The sequence below is a fragment of the Mesorhizobium sp. M2E.F.Ca.ET.209.01.1.1 genome (genome assembly GCF_004010375.2).
Classification (GTDB): Bacteria; Pseudomonadota; Alphaproteobacteria; order Rhizobiales; family Rhizobiaceae; genus Mesorhizobium.
Map to the genome: position 1 here is coordinate 1 of NZ_SADP02000533.1, position 353 is coordinate 353.

The following is a 353-nucleotide window of genomic DNA, read 5'->3' on the forward strand; positions in this document are numbered from 1 at the left end:
AGCGGATTTCGTTGCGGATATTGACCTTGACCATGCCTCAGCTCCCCCTGTAGGTGGAATCGCCGTAGGGCGAGATCAGCAATGGTACATGATAGTGCACCGCCTCCGCCATGCCGAAGCGGATCGGCACGCTGTCGAGGAAGGCAGGCTCCGGCAGCTTCGTTCCCTGACCGCGCAGATAGTCGCCGGCCGCGAACATCAGTTCGTATTCGCCGGTGCGGAAGTCGGCGCCTGCCAGCAGCGGCGCGTCGCAGCGGCCGTCTGCATTGGTGACGACCGTCTTCAGAAGCGTGCGAGCAGCACCGTCGAGACGGTAGAGCGCGATCGACAATCCCGCCGCCGGCCTGCCGGTC

1 protein-coding gene is annotated in these 353 nt (G+C 64.6%); it reads right to left on the reverse strand.

Annotation, left to right across the window (positions count from 1 at the left end):
* Positions 1-37 precede the first annotated feature (37 nt).
* Positions 38-353: hydroxyisourate hydrolase (uraH, locus tag EN852_RS36795; RefSeq protein WP_135879756.1), on the reverse strand; the 316-nt coding region annotated here is incomplete at its 5' end.